Annotated in this window: 14 protein-coding genes; 12 read left to right on the plus strand and 2 right to left on the minus strand. The window is 67.1% G+C overall.

Annotation, left to right across the window (positions count from 1 at the left end; all coding sequences use genetic code 11):
- Positions 1–154: 154 nt before the first annotated feature.
- Positions 155–3,274 carry a discoidin domain-containing protein gene (locus QMX81_RS04165; protein WP_282258936.1) on the plus strand — a complete coding sequence of 1,040 codons (3,120 nt, stop codon included), beginning with the start codon at positions 155–157 and terminating at the stop codon, positions 3,272–3,274.
- A 72-nt stretch (positions 3,275–3,346) separates the two neighbouring features.
- Here the strand turns inward: QMX81_RS04165 and QMX81_RS04170 are convergent, their stop codons facing one another.
- Entirely contained in the window at positions 3,347–3,982 is a 636-nt protein-coding gene (locus QMX81_RS04170) for a cupin domain-containing protein (protein WP_070427228.1), read from the minus strand.
- Positions 3,983–4,371: 389 nt separating this feature from the next.
- Between QMX81_RS04170 and QMX81_RS04175 the strand changes: the two genes are divergently transcribed.
- From QMX81_RS04175 to QMX81_RS04210, 8 genes are all read left to right on the plus strand, one after another.
- Complete coding sequence (locus QMX81_RS04175) at positions 4,372–6,246, plus strand: serine hydrolase domain-containing protein (RefSeq protein WP_282258941.1); 1,875 nt, start codon at positions 4,372–4,374, stop codon at positions 6,244–6,246.
- Positions 6,247–6,279: 33 nt separating this feature from the next.
- Entirely contained in the window at positions 6,280–7,278 is a 999-nt protein-coding gene (locus QMX81_RS04180; RefSeq protein ID WP_282258943.1) for a dipeptide epimerase, read from the plus strand.
- Positions 7,275–9,275, plus strand: coding sequence for a serine hydrolase domain-containing protein (locus tag QMX81_RS04185; protein WP_152150603.1), 2,001 nt, complete (start codon positions 7,275–7,277; stop codon positions 9,273–9,275). Before QMX81_RS04180 ends, QMX81_RS04185 begins: the two co-directional genes overlap by 4 nt.
- A gap of 19 nt (positions 9,276–9,294) precedes the next feature.
- Positions 9,295–10,626, plus strand: a complete 1,332-nt coding sequence (locus tag QMX81_RS04190) for a peptide MFS transporter (protein WP_282258948.1) — start codon at positions 9,295–9,297, stop codon at positions 10,624–10,626.
- Between the two features lie 484 nt (positions 10,627–11,110).
- Positions 11,111–13,318 carry a TonB-dependent receptor gene (locus QMX81_RS04195; protein WP_282258950.1) on the plus strand — a complete coding sequence of 736 codons (2,208 nt, stop codon included), beginning with the start codon at positions 11,111–11,113 and terminating at the stop codon, positions 13,316–13,318.
- A 192-nt stretch (positions 13,319–13,510) separates the two neighbouring features.
- Entirely contained in the window at positions 13,511–14,554 is a 1,044-nt protein-coding gene (locus tag QMX81_RS04200) for a DUF1611 domain-containing protein (protein ID WP_152150596.1), read from the plus strand.
- Positions 14,551–15,552 carry a class A beta-lactamase gene (bla, locus tag QMX81_RS04205; protein WP_282258952.1) on the plus strand — a complete coding sequence of 334 codons (1,002 nt, stop codon included), beginning with the start codon at positions 14,551–14,553 and terminating at the stop codon, positions 15,550–15,552. The genes QMX81_RS04200 and bla overlap by 4 nt, the downstream gene beginning before the upstream one ends.
- Positions 15,549–16,700, plus strand: coding sequence for a hypothetical protein (locus QMX81_RS04210; protein WP_282258954.1), 1,152 nt, complete (start codon positions 15,549–15,551; stop codon positions 16,698–16,700). The genes bla and QMX81_RS04210 overlap by 4 nt, the downstream gene beginning before the upstream one ends.
- On the opposite strand, the gene QMX81_RS04215 is transcribed toward QMX81_RS04210, so the two are convergent.
- Entirely contained in the window at positions 16,670–17,581 is a 912-nt protein-coding gene (locus tag QMX81_RS04215; RefSeq protein ID WP_026069764.1) for a LysR substrate-binding domain-containing protein, read from the minus strand. The genes QMX81_RS04210 and QMX81_RS04215 overlap by 31 nt on opposite strands.
- A 262-nt stretch (positions 17,582–17,843) precedes the next feature.
- On the opposite strand from QMX81_RS04215, the gene QMX81_RS04220 reads away from it, so the two are divergent.
- Genes QMX81_RS04220 through QMX81_RS04230 form a run of 3 tightly spaced genes read left to right on the plus strand, consistent with a single transcriptional unit; the run spans position 17,844 to position 21,489 of the window.
- Complete coding sequence (locus QMX81_RS04220; protein WP_152150589.1) at positions 17,844–19,094, plus strand: 3-methyl-2-oxobutanoate dehydrogenase (2-methylpropanoyl-transferring) subunit alpha; 1,251 nt, start codon at positions 17,844–17,846, stop codon at positions 19,092–19,094.
- Between the two features lie 4 nt (positions 19,095–19,098).
- Positions 19,099–20,142: an alpha-ketoacid dehydrogenase subunit beta gene (locus QMX81_RS04225; protein ID WP_123729076.1), complete on the plus strand. Its 1,044-nt coding sequence runs from the start codon at positions 19,099–19,101 to the stop codon at positions 20,140–20,142.
- 3 nt (positions 20,143–20,145) lie between these two features.
- Entirely contained in the window at positions 20,146–21,489 is a 1,344-nt protein-coding gene (locus QMX81_RS04230; RefSeq protein ID WP_282258956.1) for a dihydrolipoamide acetyltransferase family protein, read from the plus strand.

Raw genomic sequence — 21,489 nt, forward strand, 5'->3', positions numbered from 1 at the left:
GACGCACCATCACGGGCACCTGCGGGTGCCCGTGCCGTTTCAGCCTGGACGACACGCCTGTTCAGTATTGCGACGCGTCATGTAAACGGTTACAGCCCCTGCTAGCGTGACCTCCACCCCGCCGTCGGGGCCGTTTCAGATCAGGAGCGCATTGATGGGGCTGCATGCTGACCGTTCGACTGTTGTGCACCGGCCGCGCCGCGTCATGGCCGGTACCCTGCTCTTCTCCGCGCTCGCGCTGAGCTTCGGCGCCGCCGCCCAGACCCTGCCGCCGCGCAGCCAGTGGCAGGCCAGCAGTTCCTCCCAGCAGGTGCCGGCGATGGCGGTCAGCCACCTGATCGATGGCGACCCGAAGACGGTGACCGGCGGCGCCTTCAGCCCCGGGCACTGGTTCCAGGTGGATCTGGGCACGCCGAGCACGCTCAGCGGCGCGCAGATCACCTGGGATGTCTCCAATCCCGAGGGTTACACCCTGCAGACCTCGCTGGACGGCCAGCAGTGGCAGCCGGCTTACACCATGCGCGATTCACTCGGCGGTATCGAGACGCTCTACTTCGCGCCACGCCAGGCCCGCTACCTTCGCCTGGCGAGCCCGGAGCGCACGTCGGACTGGGGCGTGTCGATCTTCGAACTGGAGCCATTGGACAGCACCACCAGTGCGCGCGTGGCCGGTGTGGATGCAGCCCAGGCCGCGGCGCTGTGGCAAGGCGGCAGCGCGGTCACGATCCCACGTGGCAAGGACGATACGCACACGCTTGAGATCACCTTGCCGCGTGCCGTGGCCACCACCGGCCTGGCCGTGGACTGGACAGGCGCGCATGGCGCCGCACGGCTGCAGGCACGTGATGCCCAGGGTGGCTGGGTGGAGCTTGCGCGCGATCCGCAGGCGGGTGCACGCCAGCAGAGTTGGCTGGCCGGCACTGCGGCCGTGACCGCCACGGCGCTGCGGCTGACGGTGGAGGGCGACACGCCGCAGGTCGACCGCCTGCGCCTGCTCGGGCCGAAGGCGGTGATGACCCCGATGAAGCGCTACCAGATCGCCGCCAGTGGCGCGCAGCGCGCGTTGTTCCCGGCCTCGCTGCACCTGCAGCAGACCTACTGGACCGCGGTCGGCATCCATGCCGGCCGGCAGAAATCGATCTTCGACGAGTACGGCAACATCGAGGCCTTCAAGGGTGCACCGCTGGTGCAGCCGATCTGGCGCAATGCCGACGGTGTGGCCGCAGGCGCTGCCGACCAACCGGTGCAGCACGCACTGCGCGATGGCTGGAAGCCGATGCCCTCGGCGACGTGGTCGCCACAACCCGGGCTTGAACTGCAGAGCGAGGCGTTCGCGGTCGAGCTCGACGGACGGCCGGTCACCTTCGTGCGTCACCGCCTGCGCAACACCGGCAGTGCGCCCGTCGACGGCACCCTGACCTTGGCGGTGCGGCCGATGCAGATGAATCCGCCGTGGCAGAACGGAGGCCTCTCACCGATCCGCGAAGTCGCCATCGAGGGGCAACGCGTACGCATCAATGGTCGCGCCCTGCTGCAGTCGCTGACGCCGGTGGATGCTGCCGGCGCGGCACCATTCGGCCCGGACGGCAGCAGCGAGATCACCGCGGCGATCGCCAGCGGCACCTTGCCCGCCGCCACGCAGGCACGCGATACCGACGGCCTGGCCTCCGCAGCGCTGGCCTACCGCGTGCAGCTCGCACCCGGTGCCAGCCGCTCCGTGGTGGTCGCCTTCCCGCTTGGCACGGCACCCTCTGCGACGGACGGTGCGCTGCCCGACGCCCCGCCGCTGGATCTAGCCGGCGTCCCGCGCGCACCCGATGCGGCGTACGACGCGCTGGCCAAACGTGCATCGGACGACTGGCAGGCACGCCTGGGCCAGGTCGGGCTGCGTCTGCCCGATCCCTCCCTCGTGGACATGCTGCGCGCGCAGGCCGCGTACATGCTGATCAACCAGACCGGCCCTGCGATGCAGCCCGGCCCGCGCAACTACAACCGCTCCTTCATCCGCGACGGCATGGCTACCTCGGCGGTGCTGCTGCGCATGGGTGAATCCCAGGTCGCGCGCGATTACCTGGCCTGGTACAGCGAGCACGGCGTGCACGCCAACGGTCTGGTCTCGCCGATCCTCAATGACGACGGCAGCGTCAACACCGGCTTCGGCTCGGATATCGAATACGACAGCCAAGGGCAGTACATCGCCTTGGTTGCCGACGTCGCGCGGCTGGATGGAGGACCGGATTCGGTGCGCGCGTACCTGCCCAAAGTGAAAGCGGCGATGCGCTTCCTGCAGGAACTCCGCGAGCGCACGCTGGTGCCCGGCTACATGGCCAGCCAGCCCGCGCCCGAGCGTTTCGCCGGCATCCTGGCGCCATCGATCAGCCACGAGGGCTACCCGTCGCCCACGCACAGCTACTGGGACGACTACTGGGGCCTGAAGGGCTGGCATGACGGCGCGTGGTTGGCCGAGTCGCTCGGCGATCACGAAACCGCAGCATGGGCGCGCGGACAGTACGCCGCCCTGCACGATGCGCTGGCCGCTTCGATCCGCGCCACGATGGCGTGGAAGGGCATCGACTTCATTCCCTCTTCGGCCGACCTTGGCGATGGCGACCCGACCGGTGTGTCGATTGCACTCGACCCGACCGGCGCGCAGGATGTGCTGCCGGCGGAGGCACTGCGCACCACGTTCGCGCGGTATCTGCAGGATGTGCGCAAGCGCGGCGAGCCGGACGCGTTGTACGCCTACACGCCGTATGAAATCCGCAACGTGCTGAGCTACGTACATCTGGACCAGCCCGAGGCTGCCGACGAACTGCTGCAGGGGTTGCTGCATGACCGCCGCCCGCTGGAATGGCAGGTGCTGGCCGAGGTGGTGCACTCGCGGCTGCGCTTCCCGCGCTACCTCGGCGACATGCCGCATACCTGGATCGGTGCGGAGTACGGGCGCACGCTGTTCGGAATGCTGATGCGCGAAGACGATGACGCGCTGTCACTGCTGCCGGGCACCCCGCCGTCATGGTTGGCCGGTGATGGGCTGGCAGTGGATCGCCTGCCGACTGCCTATGGCACCTTGGCGCTGCAGGCCCGGCAGCGCGAGGGAGCGCTGCAGGTCACGCTGGGCAAGGGACTGCGCAAGGACACCGCGGTGCGCGTGTGGTGGCCGAGCCGCACCCGCCCCACCACGGTGCGGGTGGATGGACGCAACGTCACCGACTACGACGCACGCGGTGTGCTGCTCACCCAGCCGTTCCGCCGGCTGGAGGCGAACTGGTAAGCGTTCGTTTCGGCCGACTGCGATCCGGCGCTACGGGCACAGGGTCCTCGCAGCGCCACGCAGGGCGCAGAATCAGACCCCACCCTCCTGCTCATGCAGGGTGATCAGCGATTCCATCAGATCCTCGTCCGCGCTGGCACAGACGGCCAGCAGCACCGCTTCCTCGCAGCCGGTATCGACGATGTAGGCGTGGCCCATCTGGCTGTCGATGTAGATGCCCTGCCCGGTCTCCAGCACCACCGGATCGTAGAACTCGGTGTGGACCTGGATGCGGCCTTCGATCACATGCACGTATTCCTCGCCCGGGTGGCGGACCAGCTCACCGAATTCGGCGGTGGTCTTGGCGCGCACCTTGGTGAGGATCGGGATCATCCGCTTGCGCCGCAGTTCGGTGCACAGGTAGTAGTAATCGTAGTTGTCGGTCTGCACCCGCAGTGCCTTGTCGAGCGAGCCGAGGCTGCGCCGCGCGGTGACCGGCTTGGGCGCGCTGTCGGTCTCCGGCTCGGAGAACAGCTCGGACATGCGCAGGTTCAAGCGCTGGGACAGGTGCTGCAGCTTGTCGTAGGTCAAGGTCAAGCGGTCATGCTCGATCTTGGACAACGTGGACAGCGGAATTTCGGTGTGCTCGCTCATTTCCTTGAGCGTCCATCCCTGGCGGGTGCGCAGACCGCGCAGCAGGGTTCCGAGCGTCGGGCTTTTGGGGCTCATCGACAGGACCTTTGGGCTATTGCTGGTGAAGTTGCCGATACGATACTACGTAGAGATGAATGCCATCCTGATCAGGATGCTTTCTTGTCGCGTTCGCCGCCTTAAGCGCTTCTCTGCGCCCTGAAAACGTTCTCAATGGCCGAAGAACGGCCTACGCAGGGCATCCAAACGTCACATTCAGCCCGGTTGGCGCGATCCGATCACGATCACGCGCATTTGACATTTCTCTGATCAGGAATATTGTTGTCTGATTGAGATGGTTTGAAGGGGATCGTCACATGCGTGCGTTGTCAGGGCTTGTCGGCTTGTGCTGTGGGCTGTTGCTGTCTTTCCAGGCCGACGCACAGCGGCCACCCGCCCCACCCCAGGCGGCAACACCGCCTGCCGGCGTGGATTCCGTTGCCCGGCTCACCGCCGACGATGCGACCACCTGGCTGGATGGCTTCATGCCGTACGCCATCGCGCGGGGCGATATCGCCGGTGCGGTGGTCACCGTGGTCAAGGACGGCCAGATCCTGGTCCGCCGCGGCTACGGCGTTTCCGATGTGGCCGCGCAGACGCCGGTGGATCCGGACCGCACGCTGTTCCGGATGGCCTCGGTCTCCAAGCTGATGACCTGGACCGCAGTGATGCAGCTGGTGGAAGCCGGCAAGCTGGATCTGGACGCGGACATCAATCAGTACCTGGATTTCAAGGTGCCCGAACGCGGCCTGCCGATCACGCTGCGCCAGCTGATGACGCATACCGGCGGCTTCGAGGCCAACATCAAGTACATGTGGACCAGCGAAGCCGTGGCCGAGGCCGGCGGCATCGAACTGGGCCCGTATCTCAAGCGCCGGGTGCCGGCGCAGATCTTCGCGCCGGGCACGGTGCCCGCGTACTCGAACTACGGCACCAGCCTGGCCGGCTACATCGTCGAGCGCGTGTCGGGCCAGCCCTTCGCCGAGTATGTCGAGCAGCACATCTTCGTGCCGCTGCAGATGCAGCACGCCAGCTTCCGCCAGCCGTTGCCGCCGGCGCTGCGCGCCCTGGTGACCAAAGGCTATGCCCTCGGCTCGGGCAAGCCGCGTGCGTTCGAAGTGACCCCCTCCGCGCCGGCCGGCGCACTCTCGGCCACCGGCAGCGACATGGCGCGCTTCATGATCGCGCACCTCAGTGCCGCCGGCGGTCATGACACCGCCATCCTGAAGGCGGCGACCAGCCAGCTGATGCTGACCCCGCAGACCCGCTTCGCGCCGCCACTGAACACCATGGCGCTCGGCTTCTACGAGATCGATGTCAACGGCCAGCGCGTGGTGTCGCACGCCGGCGACACCTACTCCTTCCACTCGCAGCTGTTCCTGTTCCGCGATCACGATGTCGGCCTGTTCGTCTCGCTCAACAGTGCCGGCGCCAATGGCATCACCGGCCCGATCCGGCGTGAACTGCTGGAGAACTTCGCTGACCGTTACTTCCCGGCGGGCGCCCCGGCCCCGGCAGCGGCCGTCGACGCGGCGCTGGCCAAGGCGCAGTCACGCCAGCTGGCGGCACCGAGCTACCTCGATTCGCGTCGCGCCGAGACCGGCATCGGCCGTACCGGCATCCTCACCCAGACGCGCCTGGAAGCCCTCGACGATGGCAGCCTGCGCTTGCCGCGCCTGAAGCAGCCCAACGGGCAGCCGACCACCTTCAAGCCGATCGGCCCGTGGCTGTGGCAGGCGAGCAACAGCGAACTGCGCCTGGCCGCCATCCTCAAGGACGGCACGCCGGTCGGCTTCGCGGTGGATTCCTCCTCCCCGTTCAACGTGTTCCTGGCCGCGGAAGGCTACCGCTCGGCGCTGTGGCTCAAGCCGTTGCTGACCGCTGCTGTGGCGGTGTTGGCACTGGCCGCGCTGGCGTGGCCCATCGCCGCCCTCGTCCGCCGCCGTCATGGCCGCGTGCTGGGCTGGCCGCGCAGCACCCTGCTGGCCTATCGCCTGAGCCGCGCCGCCTGCTGGCTCCTGCTGCTGGTGCCTGCGGCCGCGATGGCCGTGATGGCCTGGGCGTCAGCCGATTTCGCCCGCCTGGATGATCGTCTGGATCCGGCGGTGATCGGGCTGGGCATCGCCACGGTGATCGCGATCATCGGCGGGATCGGCGCAACGGCCTGGAACCTGGTGCAGACGTTCCGCGCTGGACGCGGCTGGCTGGCGCGCCTGTGGGCTGCGCTGCTGCTGCTGTCGGCCTGCGTGCTCGCTTACGCCCTGGTCCTGATGGGCCTGGCCGACTTCGCTCTCAACTACTGACCCATGGCCCCGCCATGGGGCTGGAGACATCCTGTGAAACTGACCCTGCAGATCGACTCGCTTGCGTTGCTGGCCCCGTTCCGGATCAGCGGTTACGTGTTCGAAAACGCGCCGGTACTGCGCGTGGAACTGGAAGAGGACGGCCATCGCGGCCGTGGCGAAGCCAGCGGCGTGTACTACTTCAATGACACGCCCGAGCAGATGCTGGCCACGCTGGAACTGCTGCGTGCGCGGATCGAAGCCGGCATCACCCGTGCCGAACTGCAGCAGCTGCTGCCCCGCGGCGGTGCGCGCAACGCGCTGGACTGCGCGCTATGGGATCTGGAAGCAAGCCGCATCGGCAAGCATGCCTGGGCGTTGGCCGGGCTCTCGCAGACGCGTCCCTTGCTGACCACCTGGACGCTCGGCGCCGATGACCCGGCGACGATGCAGTCGATCGCAACCGGACGCTATGCGCCGGCCAAGGCACTCAAGCTCAAGCTCAGCGGTGACCTGGATATCGACATCGAGCGCGTGCGCGCGGTGCGCAAGGTGCGCCCGGATGTGTGGATGGGCGTGGACGCCAACCAGGGCTACAGCGTGGATGTGCTCGATGCACTGATTCCGGTGCTGCTGGACAACGACATCAAGCTGCTGGAGCAGCCGCTGCCGCGCGGTCGCGAAGCCGAGCTCAAGGGCTTCGCGCGGCCGCTGCCGTTCGCCGCCGACGAGAGTGTGCAGGACGTTTCCGAGATCGACGCGCTGGCAGGCCTGTTCGACGTCATCAACATCAAGCTCGACAAGGCCGGCGGCCTCACCGAAAGCCTGGCGATGGTCGGCAAGGCACGCTCGCTGGGCATGCAGGTGATGGTCGGCAACATGATCGGCAGCAGCTGGGCGATGGGCCCGGCCTTCATCGTAGGCCAGCATTGCGACGTGGTGGATCTGGATGGCCCGCTGTTCCTGCGCGACGATCGCGTGCCGGGCCTGCGTTACGACGAGGGCCTGGTGCATTGCGACGATGCCGTGTGGGGCAAGGGAGTGCAGGCATGAGTCTCTGGCGCCCGCTGATCTCCGGCCTGCTGCTGGCCTCCACCGCCGCGTTCTCGCCGCTGCATGCGCAGGCACCCACGCCCGTCGCGGCGCCCGCCGCACCTGTGGCTGCCGAGACGCCGGACACCATCACGCCCGCACCGGCCGCCACCGGCACGCTGGATGCGGCCCGCGTGGATACCTTCCTGGATGGCCTGGTGCCCTATCTGATGGCGCAGGGCGATCTCGCCGGCGCCGTGGTGACCGTGGTCGAGAACGGCAAGGTCGTCACCGAGCGCGGCTTTGGTTTCTCCGATGTTGAAAAGCGCACGCCGGTGGATCCCAGGACCACCCTGTTCCGCCCGGGCTCGATCTCCAAGCTGTTCGTCTGGACCGCGGTGATGCAGCTGGTGGAACAGGGCAAGCTGGACCTGGACACCGACATCAACACCTACCTGGACATCAAGGTCCCGGCCAAGGGTGAGCCTATCACGCTGCGCCAGATCATGACCCACACCAGCGGTCTGGAAGAGCGCATGCGCTACCTGATCGTGCTGGGCCCGGACCATCCGGCCAACCGAGACAACTACCTCAAGGAATGGGTGCCCAACCAGATCTCCGCACCGGGCACCACGCCGGCGTATTCCAACTACGCCACCGGCATCGCCTCGTACATCGTCGAGCGGGTCAGCGGCCAGCGCTTCGAGGATTACGCCAGGCAGCACATCCTGCAGCCGCTGGACATGCAGTACGCCAGCTTCGAACAGAAGCTGCCGGCCGAGCTGCTGCCGCACGCTGCCAAGGGCTATCTGCTGGGCTCGGGCAAAAGCTACCCGGCCGAGAAGAACACCGCGCCGGGCGTGGGCGGTCTGTATGCCTCCGGCTCGGCGATGGCACGTTTCATGATGGCCACGCTCAACCATGGCGAACTGGACGGCCAGCGCATCATGCGCGCGGAAACCAACGCACAGATGCTGACCCCGCAGCCGGCGATCCTGCCGCACCTGCCGCGCATGGCCCTGGGCTGGATGGCCTCGGACACCGGTGGCTATGACACCCGCTCGCACGGCGGCACGATGCTGTTCTTCTACTCGTGGCTGTGGATGATTCCGGAACGCAACATCGGCGTCTTCGTGTCCACCAACAGCGTGGGGCGTGACGCGGCCGGTTCTGCCCTGCGCGCCCAGGTGTGGGAGCGCTTCGTCGAGAATTTCCTGCCGACCCTGCCGATCGAACGCGCTGGCCCGGGCGTGGATGCTGCCACTGCCCGCGAGCACGCCGCTGCGCTGGCCGGAACGAGCTGGCAGAGCACGCGCCGTTCGGACAGTTCGTATCTGCGCATGCTGACGCTGTTCGCACCGATCCGTGTGCACCCGCAGGAGGACGGCACCATCACCGTGGATGGCCAGAAGGGCCTCAACGGCCAGCTGCTGCGCTGGCGCGAGGTGTCGCCGTGGTTGTGGCAGCAGGAAAACGGCCGCGGCCTGTTGGAAGTGAAGGTCAAGGACGGCCGGCCGGTGTACTTCTCCGGCGGTCCGTTCGCCTCGGTGTTCGGCTTTGAACCGATCCCGGGCTGGCGTTCGCCGGTATGGCTGCGCCCGGCGCTGTTCGTCGCGCTGGGGTTGCTGACGCTGTCGGCCGTGCTGCGCATCGGGGGCGTGTTCGTGCGCCGCTACTACCGCGTCAGCGCACCGCTCGAGGCCCGTGGCCTGCGCTGGATGCAGACGCTGTCGGTCACCACGCAGCTCGGCACCGTGGTCGCCTGGGCGCTGTACGTGAAATCGATCGCTGGCCCGGGCGCGATCTCGTCGTACACCAACGGGCCGTTGATCCTGGTGCAGGCGTTGTCCTGGCTCAGCGTTATCGCCGCCCTCGCACTGGTCTGGGTGGCCGTCCGCGCGCCGGCCAGCTGGCCGCGCGTGCGCCGCTACGGTGCCTGGGTCGTCGCACTGGCAGGCCTGGTGGTGGCGTTCGTCGCCATTACCCAGCGCCTGATCAGCACCGGCCTGCAGATCTGACCCCCGGACGCCCCGCCCCATGACCCTCGATGCCCCGCGCAAGGCCTGGTTCGGGCAACCGCCTGGCCTGACCATCCTGTTCCTCACCGAGATGTGGGAGAAATTCTCCTACTACGGCATGCGGGCGCTGCTGGTCTATTACATGACCAAGCAGCTGCTGTTCTCGCAGGAACAGGCCTCGATGGTCTACGGCCTGTACACCGCGCTGGCCTACCTCAGCCCGGTGTTCGGCGGCATGCTCGCCGACCGCTGGCTGGGCAAGCGGCGGGCGGTGATCCTGGGCGGGGCGATCATGGCGTTCGGCCATTTCCTGATGGCCTTCGATGCGCTGCTGTATCCGGCCCTGCTGGCGATCGTGCTCGGCAACGGGCTGTTCCTGCCGACCCTGCCCGGCCAGGTCGGCGATCTGTACCAGCGCGATGATCCGCGCCGTGGCTCGGCGTTCAATGTGTACTACGTGGGCATCAACCTCGGTGCGTTTCTCGCCCCGCTGATCTGCGGCACGCTGGGTGAGGTGTATGGCTGGCACGTTGGCTTCTCCGCGGCCGGCATCGGCATGCTGCTCGGCCTGGTGATCTACATCACCGGCCGCCGCCATCTGCCGCCGGATCCGCCGCGCAGCGAGCGCGCCACACTGCCCTTCTCCGCCCTGTGGCAGCCAGCCTACCGCCCGCTGCTGCAGGTGATGGCGATGATTGCCGGCTTGATCGTGGTGTTCCGCCTGGCCTACGAGCAGATCGGCAACACCATCGCGATCTGGCTCGATACCGGCGTGGACCGCGTGCTCACCGCCGATTTCACCCTGCCGATGACCTGGTTCTTCTCGCTCAATCCCCTGCTGGTGTTCCTGATCACGCCGATGCTGGTGCAGCACTGGACCCGCCAGGCCCGCAACGGCCGCGAGCCGGCCGCACTGACCAAGATGGCGATCGGTGCTGCGGTGGTCGGCCTGTCCTTTGCCCTGGTGGCGATGCTGGGCGGTGAACCGTCGGCCAAGGTCGGCTGGCTGTGGGCCGTCCTGTTCTTTGCGATCTTCACCTTCGGCGAGCTCTTCATCCTGCCGGTGGGGCTGGGCCTGTTCGCACGGCTGGCGCCGGTCGGCTTTGGCGCCACGATCATCGCGTTCTGGTTCCTGGCCTCGTTCGGCGGCAACCTGCTGGCCGGCGCGGTCGGCACGCTGTGGTCAACGCTTTCCAGTGCCGTCTTCTTCTCGCTGATGGCCGGCACCTGCATGCTGGTTGCGGTGCTGCTGCTGCGCCTGGAGCGACGTGCCCGGCCATTGCTCGCCGGCAATGCTGCACCTGCACCACAGAATGCCGCCGCGGCCGACGGTGCCGTGACATCGGGTTGAGGCCGCAGCGTTGAGCAGAGCGATCGGCCGTGGCGACGATCGCGGCCGATAGCGACCCGTTTCCCGGCGTACGCCCCCGGGACAGATCAGAACGCCTGGCAACGCGATTCCGCATCCGCTGAATTGCTGCGGCGCAATAGTCCGTAATGGGATGATGTTTTCTGATTGAGCTTGACATAAACCTGATCAAGCTAAATATTCCTTACATAGGATTTGTAGGGATGTCGAAATGCCCGATCAGTTTCCGTACAACCCCACCGCCAGCCTCCGCGCCGATCGCGCCGCTGGCCAGCAACACGGCCTTGCACCTGCCAACGCCCGTCGTCTGCCGTTTCCTTCCCCCACGCCCCCTCCCCTGACCGACGTGCCAACCCGGCGCAGCGTCGACAGCGCGCGCCTCCACACCCCTGCACGGCTGTTACCGCCGTGCATGGCCGTCGTTTTTCCTGCCTGACCCCGTTCCTGATTCCGGAGAGCCCGCCACATGCGCAAGCCGATGAAACGTTCGATCCTCGCCTCCACCGTCACCCTGTGCTGCATGGGCCTTGCCACCGCAGCGATGGCCCAGGATGCCGACGCCGATGGCAGCCGCAGCACGCCCGATGTGGTAGAGCTCGATCGCGTGGTGGCGACCGCACAGAAGCGCGCCGAGAACGTGATGGAGGTGGCCGCCGGCGTCAGCGTGATCAGCGAAGAACGTCTCGAGGCGTTCGGCGCCACTCGCCTGAACGACTTCGCCGCCTACGTGCCGGGCTTCCAGGTGGACAGCGGCGGCGCACCGGGCCAGACCACGATGGCACTGCGCGGTGTCGCGCCTCTCGGGGGCGGCTCGATCATCGGCACCTACATCGATGACACGCCGATCGGCCCGAGCAGCAACAAACAGCGCGCGACCACTTACGCACTGGACCTGCTGCCGTATGACATCCAGAGCGTGGAAGTGCTGCGCGGCCCGCAGGGCACGCTGTACGGCGCCAGTTCGATGGGCGGGCTGTTCAAGTACATCACCAAGGCGGCCGATCCGGATGCGTTCGAGTTCCGCGCTGGCACGGATGTGAACGCGACCAAGGAGGCCGGCGATACCGGCATCGGCGTGCGCACGGCCTTCAACGTACCGCTCATTGAAGGCAAGCTGGCCATGCGCGCCAGCCTGTCGCGCCAGAGCACGCCCGGCTACGTCGACCAGCCTGACCTCACCGGCGAGGATGCCAAAGACAGCAACGGCTACTACCAGCTGGCCTCCCGCCTGGCCCTGACCTGGCGCATCAGCGACACCGCCAACCTGCGCGTGCAGGCGTTGTCGCAGATCGTGGACGCCGACAACTCCAGTGCGGTGGGCTTGACCTATCCCACGCTGGAGCCGATCCGCGGCCCGCTCGAAGGCATCCTGCAGCGCGCGACGCCGTACCGGATGGAAACCGACTACTACTCGGCGATCCTGGACTGGGATCTGGGCAACGTCGATTTCGTCTCCGCCACCAGCTTCTCCGAAACCCGCATGGACGAAGTGCAGGATTCCACGCTGGTCTATGGCGTGGCCTGGCCGCTGCTGACACCGTACCCGGCCGGCCAGGCGCAGTTCGATGTCTTCCTCGGCACGCGCAAGTGGACCCAGGAATTCCGCATCAGCTCCAAGGAGAGCGAGCGCGTCGAATGGTTGCTCGGCACCTTCTTCACCGGCGAGAAGAACACCAACCGCCAGCAGGTCAGTGCCTACGATGCCAACGGCATCCCGCTGCCGTTCAACCCCGGCACCGCCAGCCTGCCCGGCACCTATGACGAGCAGGCGATCTTCGCCGACGTCACGTACAAGTTCAGCCCGCGCTTCGATGTCTCCGCCGGTGTGCGGCACGCGCGCAACCAGCAGGATTTCGAACAGCACAGCATCGGGCTGCTGTACGGCCCGCGGCCGATCGATCTGGCCGACTCCGCCGATGACAGCGTGACCACGTGGAAGCTGGCCTCGCGCTGGCACCTCAACGACAGCGCGATGATCTACGCGCGTTACGCCACCGGCTATCGCCCGGGTGGACCGAACGTCTCGACCTCCGGCGTGGTGCCGATGACCAAGGCCGACACGCTGGACAACCTCGAGCTCGGCTTCAAATCGCACTTCTGGGACCGCCGCGCGATGATCGACCTGGCGTTGTTCCGGATCGACTGGGACGACATCCAGGTGCGCGTCTCCGAGAACGGCCTGAGCTGGATGGGCAATGCCGGCAGCGCGCGCAGCCAGGGTGCGGAACTGAGCTTCATGGTCCGCCCGGCCGAGCGCCTGACGATCGGCCTCAATGCGGCCTACATCGATTCGAAGATCGGTGATGTACCGCCCTCCAGCGGCCTGGTGTCCGGCAGCCGGATGCCGATGACGCCGCGCCTGAGCTGGTCGAGCACGATCGACTACGACTTCGATGTGAGCGACCAGTGGCAGGGCCGGGTCGGTGCTGGCTACCGGGTCACCGGCGAGCGCGTCGCCGGCGCGTACGACATCGACAGCTACAACGCGCTGGACCTGCATGCCGAGCTGACCAACATGACGTGGACGGTCCGCCTGTACGCCCGCAATGCCACCGACGAGCGTGCCTACGTCTCAACCGGCTCGGTACGGGACGCGCTCAACCGCTACGTCGCGGTGACCGGCGTGCCGCTGCAGCCGCGCACGATCGGCATGTCGATCGACTATCGCTACTGAGTGCCGTAGCGCCGTGCCCGGTGGCGCGCAAGCCGTCGCCGGGCCCACGGTCGGAAGAGACTAAAGGAGTATCCTGATTGGGTTGCATATTCTCTGATTAGGACTTATACAGATCCAACCAGGTCTAACAACTGCGAGCCCCTCGTCGTGAATGCCTCCCCTCTCTTCTCTCCCCCGACTACTGGATCCCTCATGAGCGCAACGCCCACCGCTGCCGTACAGGCCCTCGCCGCCCTCCCCCAGCCGTACCTGCTGTTCCTGGGTGACACCACCGAAGCGGGCTTCGCCAAGACCGCGATCGGCCTGCACGACTGGGCGCCGGAAGTGTGCGTGGCCGAGTGGAGCCTGCCGGGCTGCCCGATCACCACCGGCCTGCCGAGCATGACGCCGGCGCAGGCGCGCGCCGCCGGTGCCCGGGCGATGGTGATCGGCGTGGCCAACGGCGGTGGGGTCATTCCCCCGCAGTGGCTGCCGGCGCTGGTGGACGCACTGGAAAACGGCCTGGACCTGGTCAGTGGCATGCACCAGAAGCTGGGTGACATTCCGGAACTGGCTGCGGCGGCCGAACGCCACGGGCGCGAGCTGATCAACGTGCGCGTGCCGCCGCGCGGCATTCCGGTCGGCAACGGCCGCAAGCGCACCGGCAAGCGCGTGCTGACCGTCGGCACGGATTGCGCGCTGGGCAAGAAGTACACCGCGCTGGCGCTGGCACGCGGCCTGCGTGGGCTCGGCGTGGATGCCGACTTCCGCGCCAGCGGCCAGACCGGCATCCTGATCGCCGGCAGCGGCATTCCGATGGACGCGGTGGTCGCCGATTTCTCGGCCGGTGCCGCCGAACTGCTCAGCCCGAATGCGGCCGACAATCACTGGGATGTCATCGAAGGCCAGGGCTCGCTGTTCCATCCCGCCTACGCCGGTGTCAGCCTCGGTCTGCTGCATGGCAGCCAGCCGGATGTGTTCGTGGTCTGCCACCAGCCGGGGCGCAAGCACGTGCTGGGGTATCCGGACTATCCGCTGCCCTCCATCGAAGAGGTCATCGCATTGACCGTGCAACTGGGGCGCCGTACCAATCCTGATATCCGCTGCGTCGGCGTCAGTCTCAATACCCATGGCATGACCGACGCCGCGGCAGCTGCCGCCTGTGCCGAAGTCAGCGCGCGTCTTGGTCTGCCGGTGGCCGACCCGATGCGGCAAGATGGGGAATTCAACCGTTTGCTGGAGGCCTGCATCGCATGAAGATGACATCCCGTACCTTGAGCCTGTGCGTTGCCGCGTTGCTGGGCCTGAGCCCGCTCGCTGCGTTCAGCGCCACCACCAGCCCGGTTGAAACCGAAGTCGCGCGCCTGGCCACCCTGGTCGACGGCAAGGTGGGGGTCTCGGCGTGGCGCCTGGATGGCAAGGGCGCGCAGGTCCATCTCAATCCCGACGAAGCATTCCCGATGGCCAGCACGTTCAAGGTCGCCGTGGCGGCCGTGATCCTGACCAAGGTCGATGCCGGCGAACTGGCACTGACCACGATGGTGCCGGTGCCGAAGGCGTTCTATGTCGATTCGGAAGTGATCGCGGACCGCTTCATCCATGATGGTGTGAGCCTGTCGGTGCACAACCTGCTGGAAGTGATGCTGACCCAGAGCGACAACACCGCCACCGACGTGCTGGTGGCGCAGGCTGGCGGGCCGGCTGCGGTCACCGCCTGGCTGCGCGCACAGGGCATCGAAGGCCAGCGGCTGGATCGCAACACCCGGCAGCTGCTCAGCGATATCTTCGGCCTCGGTGATGAGCCACTGACCAAGGAGCGCGTGGCCGAACTGACCCTCGACCCCGAGGTCGTCAAGCGCACGAAAGCTGGCAATGAAGCCTTCGACAAGGATCCGCGCGACACCTCCACGCCGCGTGCGATGTCGACCCTGCTGACCAGGCTGTTCACCGGCAAGGCGCTGAGCCCGGCCAGCACCGAGGTGCTGGTGCAGATCATGGAACGTTGCCGCACCTGCAGTGCACGCCTGCGTGGCAGTCTGCCGCCGGGCACCAAGGTGGCCGACAAGAGCGGCACTGTAGCCGGCACCGTCAACGATGTGGGCGTGGTCACCCTGCCCGATGGCAGCCAGTTTGCGATCTCCGTGTTCGTCAAAGCCAGCAATGCCCCGCGCAGCGAACGTGAGCGTGTGATCGCCGAGATCGCCCGCACCGTGCGCGACTTCTACCTGCTGCAGCCCACGGCCGCCCGCAAGTGACCGCCGCCGCCAGCCGCTTCCAGCGGTATCTGTTGCCCGGTCTGGCGTTCAAGTCGGCCGTGATCGGCGGCGGATACGCCACCGGCCGTGAGCTGGCGGAGTTTTTCCTGCCCTCGGGCCCCTGGGGCGGCCTGGCGGCGATGGTGTTGTCGATGCTGATCTGGAGCGTGATCTGCATCCTGACGTTCCTGTTGGCACGGGCGATCCGTGCCAACGACTACCGCACCTTCTTCCGGCATCTGCTCGGCCGTGGCTGGTGGACCTTCGAGGTGGCCTACCTGGCGCTGATCGTGGTGGTGCTGGCCGTGTTCGGCGCCGCCGCCGGCGAACTGGCCGCGACCATGTTCGGCTGGCCGCGCATCGTGGGCACCCTGCTGCTGGTGGCGATCATCACCGGCGTAGTGCAGGCCGGCACCAATGCCGTCGAACGCATGTTCAAGCTGATGTCGGCCTTCATGTATCTGGTCTACGCCATTGCCGCGTGCCTGATCCTCTACCGCTTCGGCGGCGGCGCGATGGCGCAGCTCTCCAACACCCATGAACTGGGCAAGGACTGGGTTCTCAACGGCGTGACCTACGCCGGTTACAACATGTTTGCGGCGGTCTCGATCCTGCTGGTGGTGCGCCACCTGCTGTGCCGGCGCGATGCGGTGATCGCCGGCGCCCTGGCCGGCCCGTTGGCGATCCTGCCGGCGATCGTGTTCTACGTCTGCATGATCGCGTTCCTGCCGGACATCGCCGACGCGCCGCTGCCGTCCGACCTCATGCTCGGCCAGCTCGGCCTGCCCTGGTTCCAGCTGTTGTTCCGCCTGATGATCATGGTGGCCCTGGTGGAAACCGGGGTCACGCTGATGGCCTCGGTGGATGGCCGCATCAGCGTCAACTGGAAGGAACGCACCGGTACCGCACCGAAGCGCGGGGTCCGCGTGGCGATCATCGTGGCGATCCTGCTGATGGCAGTGTTCATGGCCGATGGCATCGGCTTGGTGGCGCTGATCGCCAAGGGCTACCGGCTGCTGGCCTACGCCATCCTGGCGACCTACGTGGTGCCGTTGCTGGCCTATTCGGCGTGGCAGATCTGGTCACGCCGCGGGCAGGCGTTCGAGGTCATCGCCACTCATCCGCCACAGGCGAAGACCAGGAACTGATGCAGTGCGCGTGCCGGCGCGGACAGGTCTTCGTCCGGGCGCCAGACCAGGCCGACTTCCATCGGCGGCACCGCATCGGTGAGGGTGCGTACGTCGATCCGGCGCCCCTCCAGCGACCACGGCCGATAGACCATGTCCGAGAGGATGCTGACCCCGAACCCGTAGGCGACCATGCCGCGCAGCGCTTCCAGCGACGAGGTGCGGAACACGACGTTGGGTTCGCGCCCGACCGAGCGCCAGTAGCGCATCGCAGACTCCTGGCCCTCGTCGACCATCAGCATGATGTACGGATACGGCTCCACGTCGGCCGGGCTGATCACCGGCAGTTGCAGCAACGGATGCGACTCGGCCAGCCACAGCTGGCGGCGCGAGCGGATCAGCACCTGCCGCCGCAGCACATAGGGCTCGGCCATGTTGGAAATGATGCACAGCCCGAAATCCAGATCGCCGCTGCCGACGCCCTGCTCGATCGCGGCACGGTCCATGTCCACCAGATCCACTTCCACCTGCGGGTAGGAGCGCTTGAAGCGCGCCAGCAGGCTCGGCAGGAAGTAACCAAGCACCGTGTAGGACGCGCCGATCCTCACCCGGCCCGGCAGGGTGTTGGCCAGGAACATCGGCTCGCTGAGCGCGTCCTGCAGCGTATCCAGGATGTGCCGCACATGCTGGTGGAAGCGGTGCCCCTCCGCGGTCAGCCCGACCCCGTGCGGCATGCGGTCGAACAGCTTCAGGCCCAGCGAGGCTTCCAGCTGGGCGACCGCGGTGGTGATGACCGACTGGGAGACGTGCAGCTTGCGTGCGGCCTGCGAAAACTGCCCCAACTCGGCCGCTTCGGCAAAGTACCGCAGCTGGCGCAGGGTCATGTTGGCGGGGATTTGCATGCACGGGCTCCCACGGAATGAAGATATCTGAATAAACAATACCTCATACGCAATTAAACAAATTTACGATAAGCCGCTGTGCCTCTAGACTTCACACCGGGTGCAATGCGCCATGGCCCCAGCCGCCTTGCAAGCGCTGGCCCTTACCCGCTTCGCGACGAGATCCCGCCCGGATGTCGGCGCGCCAACATCGCCATTACCGTTGCCCCCCGCCTGCGGTATGCCTGTAGCTCCATGACCCAAGCCCAGCGAGGCCCCTGACATGTCATCACCCCAGATCCCCGCCACGAGTGAACCGTTGCGTTTGCACGTGCCCGAGCCCAGCGCCCGTCCCGGCCAGGCCACCGACTTTTCCTATCTGAAGCTGAGCCCCGCCGGCGCTGTCGACAAACCGCCCGTGGACGTGAGCGCCAGCCAGACCGCACCGCTGACCGGCCAGCTGATCCGCGTGCTGGATGACAACGGCGACGCCGTGGGCCCCTGGGCTGCCGACATCGACGACGCCGTGCTGCTGCGTGCGATGCACGCCATGCTCAAGACGCGCGCCTACGACGCCCGCCTGCTGATCGCCCAGCGCCAGAAGAAGACCTCGTTCTACATCCAATGCCTGGGTGAAGAAGCGATCGCGGTCGGCCAGACCCTGGCGCTGCGCGATGACGACATGCAGTTCCCGACGTACCGCCAGCAGGGCATCCTGATCACCAAGGAAGTCTCGCTGGTCGACATGATCTGCCAGGTACTGTCCAACGCGGCCGACCCGCTGAAGGGCCGCCAGCTGCCGATCATGTATTCGTACAAGGATTACGGCTTCTTCTCGATCTCCGGCAACCTGACCACCCAGTACATCCAGGCCGTGGGCTGGGCGATGGCCTCGGCGATCAAGGGCGACACCCGCATCGCCACCGCATGGGTCGGCGATGGCGCGACCGCCGAAGGCGACTTCCACGCCGCGCTGACCTTCGCGCACGTGTACCGCGCACCGGTCGTGCTCAACGTGGTCAACAACCAGTGGGCGATCTCCACCTTCCAGGCCATCGCCGGCGGTGAGAACACCACCTTCGCCGCCCGCGGCGTTGGCTACGGGATTCCGTCGCTGCGTGTGGACGGCAACGATCTGCTGGCCGTGTACGCCGCCTCGCGCTGGGCCGCCGAACGCGCCCGCAGCAACCTGGGCCCGACCCTGATCGAGTGGGTCACCTACCGCGCCGGCCCGCATTCGACCTCGGATGATCCCTCCAAGTACCGCCCGGCCGATGATGCCCAGCACTTCCCGCTCGGCGATCCGATCGACCGCCTGAAGCAGCACCTGATCAAGCGCGGCCTGTGGAGCGAGCAGCAGCACGACGAAGTCCGCGCCGAACTGGATGCCGAGGTCCTGCGTGCCCTCAAGGAAGCCGAGACCCACGGGTTGCTCGGCAGCGACAACCGTCCCGGCGCGGCCCTCATGTTCGAAGACGTCTACAAGGACATGCCCGAACACCTCCGTCGCCAGCGTCAGCAGTTGGGAGTCTGAACACATGAGCGGGATTGAACAGAACAACACCGGCGGCACGCCGATGACCATGATCCAGGCGCTGCGCTCGGCGATGGACGTGATGCTGGAACGCGACGACAACGTGGTGGTCTTCGGCCAGGACGTGGGCTACTTCGGCGGCGTGTTCCGCTGCACCGACGGCCTGCAGACCAAGTACGGCAAGCAGCGCGTGTTCGATGCGCCAATTTCCGAGAACGGCATCGCCGGCGCGGCGATCGGCATGGCTGCTTACGGCCTGCGCCCGGTCGCCGAGATCCAGTTCGCCGATTACATCTACCCGGCCTACGACCAGATCGTGTCCGAAGCGGCGCGCATGCGCTATCGCTCCGGCGGCAGCTTCACCTCCTCGCTGGTGTTCCGCACCCCGTGCGGTGGTGGCATCTACGGTGGCCAGACCCACAGCCAGAGCCCGGAAGCGATCTTCGCCCACGCCACCGGCCTGCGCACGGTCATGCCGTCCAACCCGTACGACGCCAAGGGCCTGCTGATCGCCTCGATCGAGAACGACGATCCGGTGATCTTCCTGGAGCCCAAGCGCCTGTACAACGGCCCGTTCGACGGTCACCACGACCGCCCGGTCACCGCGTGGTCCAAGTACCCGGACAACCTGGTGCCGGAGGGCTACTACAACGTGCCGCTGGACAAGGCCGCCATCGCCCGCGAAGGCAAGGCCCTGACGATCATCACCTACGGCACCACCGTGTGGGTGGCCAAGGCCGCCGCCGAAGATGCCGGGATCGATGCCGAAGTGATCGACCTGCGCAGTCTGTGGCCGCTGGATCTGGAGGCCATCGTCAACTCGGTCAAGAAGACCGGCCGCTGCATCGTGCTGCACGAAGCCACCCGCACCTGTGGCTTCGGCGCCGAACTGGTCGCGCTGGTGCAGGAGCACTGCTTCTACCACCTGCAGGCCCCGGTGGAACGCGTTACCGGCTGGGACACCCCGTATCCGCACGCGCAGGAATGGGACTACTTCCCGGGTCCGTCCCGGGTCATCGATGCAATGCAGCGCGTGCTGGAGGACTGAACCATGGGACATCACGTCATCAAGATGCCGGACATCGGTGAAGGTATCGCCGAAGTCGAACTGATCACCTGGAAGGTCGAGGTCGGTGGCCCGGTCGCCGAAGACCAGGTCGTGGCCGAGGTCATGACCGACAAGGCCATGGTCGAGATTCCCTCGCCCGTGTCAGGCACCGTGGTCTCGCTGGGCGGCAAGCCCGGCCAGATGATGGCCGTCGGCAGCGAGCTGATCCGCCTGGAAGTGGAAGGCGCGGGCAATGCCAGCGCCGCCAGTGCACCGGCCACTGCCGCGCCGGCCGAACCGGTGGCTGCGCCCAAGGCGGCCGCACCGGCAGCTGCACCTGCGGCAGCCGCCGAGGCTGCACCGGCTGCGACGCCGGCCAAGGCCGCCGCTGCATCCGCACCCGCCTGTGCCGCCAAGCAGGACGCGCGTGGCGCGGTCACCAACGGCGTGCTCAACGCCGGTGAAGCCCCGCTGGCCTCACCTGCCGTGCGCCGCCGCGCCTGGGATCTGGGTGTCGAGCTGCGCTACGTGCCGGCCACCGGCCCGGGCGGTCGCATCCTGCAGGCCGATCTGGACGCCTACGCCGCCGCCGGCGGCAAGGCGCAGCCGGTCGGCGGCAGTGCCGGCGGCAGCAGCTACGCGCGCCGCACCGGCGAGCAGCAGGTGCCGATCATGGGCCTGCGCCGCAAGATCGCGCAGAAGATGCAGCAGTCCTGGACGACCATTCCGCACATCACCTATGTGGAAGAAATCGACGTCACGGAAGTGGAGGCCCTGCGCGCCAAGCTCAACGAGCGCTGGGCCAAGGAGCGCGGCAAGCTGACCCTGCTGCCGCTGCTGGCACGCGCGGTGGTGCTGGCCGCACGCGACTTCCCGCAGATGAACGCCCGGTTCGACGACCAGGCCAACATCGTGACCCGCTATGAAGGCGTGCAGCTGGGCATCGCGACCCAGAGCGAGGTCGGCCTGTCGGTCCCGGTGGTCGCGCATGCCGAGTCGCTGGATCTGTGGCAGACCGCCATCGAGATCGCGCGCCTGGCCAACGCCGTGCGCGTGGGCAAGGCGACCCGTGAGGAACTGTCCGGCTCGACCATCACCATCAGCAGCCTCGGTGCCGTTGGCGGTGTGGTGTCGACCCCGATCATCAACCATCCGGAAGTGGCGATAGTCGGTGTGAACCGCATCATCGAACGCCCGATGTTCCGCGAGGGCCAGGTCGTTGCCCGCAAGCTGATGAATCTGTCGTCCTCGTTCGACCATCGCATCGTCGATGGCATGGATGCGGCCGAGTTCGTGCAGGCGATCCGTACGCGCCTGGAAACCCCGGCCCTGCTGTTCGTGGAGTAA

The organism is Stenotrophomonas sp. PS02301 (assembly GCF_029959485.1).
GTDB classification, from domain to species: Bacteria; Pseudomonadota; Gammaproteobacteria; order Xanthomonadales; family Xanthomonadaceae; genus Stenotrophomonas; species Stenotrophomonas maltophilia_Z.